The 3628-nt window shown below is 52.0% G+C and carries 2 protein-coding genes and 1 pseudogene; all 3 read left to right on the top strand.

The features are described 5' to 3' along the window. Window positions 1–438 precede the first annotated feature (438 nt). Window positions 439–1702, top strand: a pseudogene (locus ENN40_05210) (IS256 family transposase). A gap of 161 nt (window positions 1703–1863) precedes the next feature. Then, window positions 1864–2709, top strand: coding sequence for a hypothetical protein (locus ENN40_05205; protein HDP94744.1), 846 nt, complete (start codon window positions 1864–1866; stop codon window positions 2707–2709). A 101-nt stretch (window positions 2710–2810) separates the two neighbouring features. Then, window positions 2811–3527 carry a hypothetical protein gene (locus ENN40_05200; protein HDP94743.1) on the top strand — a complete coding sequence of 239 codons (717 nt, stop codon included), beginning with the start codon at window positions 2811–2813 and terminating at the stop codon, window positions 3525–3527. The last annotated feature ends 101 nt before the right edge of the window (window positions 3528–3628 follow it).

The following is a 3628-nucleotide window of genomic DNA, read 5'->3' as shown; positions in this document are numbered from 1 at the left end:
TGATGCCGACTTGTTCAGGAAGCGGGCCACCTCCAGCTTGCTTGGGTAAGTGTCCCGGTGCCGGTTTCTCCCAGGCAGTGGTTTATGCAAAATTGCAAAAGAGTTCAGTATTCTGGTGCTTTCTGTGCAGATTGCCGGGTCAGCCGTTCAGAACCTTCCGGAAGAGGAATTCCATTACCTCTTTTCCCGGAAATTTGCTTGAAATTCCGAAATCCAGGCACTAAAATCAACTTATGGGGAAATTGGGTTTCCTATCAGTGAAGCCTTTACCTGAAAATGTGGAAGTATCTTCAACTATAAAATATTGGATAATTCATTGATTTAATGTTAAGATAGCTGACGCAAAACAGGTAATGTCCTAAAATTCCTGTAAAAGGCAGGCGGTCCTGCGCTAAAATATGGTTTCGTAGAAAAATCAATTTTAGGAGGACCACCTACATGAAGAGGTTACCACCAAGTGTGAAAATGCGCAAGGAGTTGAGTGAGTATTTGTCGCGAGGCACGATGTCGGAGGAGTCGATGATCAGTGGTTTGGCTCAGCGGGCGACCCGGATGGTTGTGCAGGAGTTGCTTGAGGAGGAGGCTGGGGAGTTTGTTGGGCGGGATTATTATGAGCGTGGCGGTCGTGAGGGTGCAGTATACCGTAATGGATACGAGCCTTTTCGGATCAAGACCGGAGAAGGGAAGCTTACGGTTTTCAAGCCCCAGGTGCGCAATAGTGATGAGCCATTCCAGAGTCGTTTGGGAGTGTTTTTGAAAGGCAACAGCGATGTGCTGCAGAAGCTGTCGCTGGAGATGTACGCCCGAGGTATGTCAACGCGGGATATTGAGGATGCGCTGTATGAGGCGACTGGCGATCAGGTAATAAGCAAGAGCGCAGTCAGTCGGATCAGTGAGAAGCTATACGAGGAGTTTGAGGCGTTCCAGAACCGGGATCTTTCTGTATATGAGGTAGAGTATTTATTCCTGGACGCTATATACGAGAGCATTCGCAAGCGGTTTGGTGTGAAAGAGGCGATCCTGTGCGCTTGGGGTATTTGCCGCGATGGCAGCAAGGTGCTGTTGCACATGACGATCGGCAACAAGGAAAGTGAAGCCTGTTGGGTTGAGATGCTAGGGGACATGGTGCGCCGTGGATTGCCAGCACCTACAACGATCAGCAGTGATGGAGCACCGGGACTGATCAAGGCTATCGAGAGTGTTTTTGCCAAGAGCTTGAGACTGCGTTGCTGGTTTCATCGAATGCGTAACCTGGCGGGGAAAGTGCCTGCAGAGGTCTGGCCGGAGATCAAATCGCAGATTGTGGCCATTCGAGAAACAGCCAGCCTGGAACAAGGGAAACAGTTGGCGGCCCAGTTCCCAGTTCATCAGAGATAACCAGAACGATTACCCTTCCCTGGTCAAGGCCTTCAAGGACGATCTTGATGCCTTGCTGAACGTACTGCTGGTTCCGGCAGCACATCGAAAATATGTGCGTACAACCAATATCATAGAGCGCTCCTTTGAAGAGGAGCGCCGGAGAACGAAGGTTATACCGGGCTTCCTTACGGAGAAGTCAGCTCTGAAACTGGTCTTCTCCGTACTGATCAGGGCAACCAAACGCTGGCAAAGGGTCAACTTCGATGCATTGACCATTGCCCGCCTGGATAAATTACGAAATGAATTGGACTTGCAGGTCAAACAAGTCGAGGAGGTGTGCTGATATGACCGCCGCAGTTTTTACAGGGAAAATGGGACTTGACCCGCAAAACAAATCAACTGTAATCAAAAAAGGACAGTATTCGGGTCAAATAACCGGCATCATATTTGCCTGCTGATTTAATTCGGAATCATTGGCGCATGATTAAAGGAGGAATTCATGAAATGCTTTTCACAAAAAAAAAACAAATCGGCTTAAACTGCCTGAAAAAAGCATCTGTCTGCCTGTTGATGCTTTTGACGCTGATCCTTTCTCTGGAATCGGCAACATCAGCCGACTCCGCATGGTTAAAGAACAAACTCGCAATAGGCATCGGTTTGGCTGGCTTCTACCAGGGACTCATAAGCGTGCCGGCTGCCCAATCAACCGGGTCGGGGCCGGCTTTCGACCTGTTCGGGCAAAGAGAGTCTGGCCGCCTGATTCACAGCCTGAACCTGAGCTTCGGCCGGGCCGGCAGTGTCAATCGGGCAGGCCGGGTATGGCCGGGAGAAAACTCGTTTTCCTGGATGCCCTTGCAGTATTCTCTGACCAGTTACTCCCGGAGAAACGCCTTCGGCCTGGAAGGACTCAGCTGGGGAATTGGAGCCACCGTCCAGTGGTTCAGGCTCAGGGAGGAGCTTGAATGGCAGGCCGGGCAACGGGCCGGGCATCATGACGACTTGCTGGGCTTAGGCTTGAATACCGGCTTTCGCTGGCGCCCCGCGGGCTTGGGCGCTTGGCGGGCAATGAGCAATATCTCGCTCAGCTTGGCGATTCCACCCTTGAACCGCTCGGCATATCGCTCAAAGATGGTGCCGGATCATGAGGGCGGCGCTTTCTGGGGAGCTGTGGGTTTTGTCCTGTCCGTTGAAAGATCAGTGTCCCGCCGCTGGAGCCTGGGACTGCTTTATCAGCGCCAGGCGCTCTTTCTTTTACGTACCCTGGAAAAAAGATTTTCCTTTGCTGAAATGTACAGCGCCGGGAATTTTTTGTTTACGCAACTGGCCCTGCGTATCGGCTACCGTTGGTAGGAGGTGAAAAGATGAATTCAGGAAAAGCAATTCTGTTAGTAGTTTTGAGCAGTATACTGGTTTTAATACAACCGGGCTGTAAGCCCCTGGGCCGTTTCCTGATGCCTGATCTGCTAACTGGCGACCAGGAGTGGAGCATCCGCGAGACCAGGCATTTCCTGATCCATTACCGGCCCGGTTCCCCGGCCGAGCGGGACATGGAATGGCTGGCCACCGGCTTTGAAAAAGACATGCAGACTGTTAAGAGCTATCTTCAAGTGGATTACCGCGGCAAGATTTCCTGCTTTATCTACTCATCAATTCAGGATAAGCGGGAAAACGGCCTGGTGGGCGGAACCACTTGTTATTGCATGCCTTCCCAGCAAATGTTCGTGGCCGTTTACAATCCGCCTCACGAAGTTTTGGCCATCGGCGCCCACGAGATAGTTCACATCGTCGCCTACTGGACGGTCGGCGTGCATGCCTCGGATATGCTGGCTGAAGGCATCGCAGTGGCGGTCGAAGGTGTTTATGGCCGCAACACCCCGGTTCATTCGGCCGCGGCTGAATTAAGCCGTATCGGGCGGCTTAAAAGCCTGGAAACGATGTTCGACAACCGGGCCTGGGTGCAGTTGATGCAAGAAGACGACTGGCTTTATTACAACCAGGCCGGATCTTTCGTCAAGTACCTGGTGGATACTTTCGGGCCTGCTCCTTTCAAGGATTTTTACTGTCGGGCAACAATGACCGACTACCGGCGGGCTTTCTCCGAGTTGTATGGCCGGGACATAAACCAGGTTTACGACAACTGGCTGCAATTCCTGGCCGACCTGAACTGAGGTTGGGATCACTCCCAGGCCAGCCATTCCAGGCCCAGGGCCAGGCGGGTTTCCCGCTTCGACTTCTTTGTGGCGTTCAGTTGCAAAACCCGGTTTTTCTG

This window comes from Candidatus Aminicenantes bacterium, from assembly GCA_011049425.1.
Lineage (GTDB): Bacteria > Acidobacteriota > Aminicenantia > UBA2199 > UBA2199 > UBA876.
The sequence above is the reverse complement of the archived record's forward strand: the minus strand, read 5'-3'. Positions and strand labels throughout refer to the sequence as shown.